Source organism: Ruegeria sp. YTSC199, from assembly GCF_059609725.1.
Window position 1 is genome coordinate 1 of record NZ_JBXWMF010000077.1, and the last position, 1,243, is coordinate 1,243.

The window sequence follows — 1,243 nt, forward strand, 5'->3', positions numbered from 1 at the left end:
CAACTTACAGGTTAGGGTAGATCGGGAATTTGGCGCAGAGATCTGCGACTTCGGCTTTGACCTTGGCTTCGACGGCACCGTTTCCGTCTTCACCATTGGCGGCCAGGCCGTCGACCACTTCGATGATCCAGTCGGCGATCTGGCGGAATTCGGTCTCGCCGAAGCCACGGGTGGTCCCGGCGGGCGAACCCAGGCGGATACCACTGGTGATGGTCGGCTTTTCCGGGTCAAACGGCACGCCGTTCTTGTTGCAGGTGATATGCGCGCGGCCCAGGGCCTTTTCGGTCGCGTTGCCCTTGACGCCCTTGGGGCGCAGGTCGACCAGCACCACGTGTGTGTCGGTGCCGTGGGTCACCGTGTCCAGTCCGCCCTTGATCAGCTGGTCCGACAGCGCCTGCGCATTGGTCACAACCTGCTTGATGTAGTCCTTGAACGCCGGTTGCAGCGCTTCGCCAAAAGCCACCGCCTTGGCTGCGATCACGTGCATCAGCGGGCCGCCCTGAATGCCGGGGAAGATGGCCGAGTTCACTTTCTTGGCGATCGCCTCGTCATTGGTCAGGATCATGCCGCCGCGCGGGCCGCGCAGGGTCTTGTGCGTGGTGGTGGTCGCCACATGGGCGTGGGGGAAGGGGCTGGGGTGCTCACCCGCCGCAACCAGACCGGCGAAATGCGCCATGTCGACGTGCAGATAGGCGCCGACCATATCGGCGATCTCGCGCATGCGGGCAAAGTCGATCCGGCGCGGGATGGCCGAACCGCCTGCGATGATCAGCTTAGGGCTATGCTCTTTCGCCAGCGCCTCGACCTGATCGTAGTCCAGCATGTTGTCCTGCTGGCGCACACCGTATTGCACGGCCTTGAACCACTTGCCCGACTGGTTGGGCGCGGCGCCGTGGGTCAGGTGACCGCCCGCATCCAGGCTCATGCCCAGAATAGTGTCACCGGGCTGGATCAGCGCCTGGAACACGCCCTGGTTGGCCTGGCTGCCCGAGTTGGGCTGGACGTTGGCGAACTCACATCCGAACAGCTGCTTGGCACGGTCGATGGCCAGGTTCTCGGCGATGTCGACGAACTGACAGCCGCCATAGTAGCGACGACCGGGATAGCCCTCGGCGTATTTGTTGGTCATCACCGAGCCCTGCGCCTCCATCACGGCGGCAGAGACGATGTTCTCGGACGCGATCAGCTCGATCTCGTCGCGCTGACGGCCAAGCTCGGATGTGATCGAGCCAAACAGCTCAGG

Annotated in this window: 1 protein-coding gene; it reads right to left on the bottom strand. The window is 63.6% G+C overall.

Features of this window, described 5'->3' with window-relative positions; genetic code table 11:
• Positions 1-4: 4 nt before the first annotated feature.
• Positions 5-1,243, bottom strand: a 1,239-nt coding sequence (gene glyA, locus AC2FEE_RS25590) for a serine hydroxymethyltransferase (RefSeq protein ID WP_496868227.1), incomplete at its 5' end; no start/stop codon positions are given.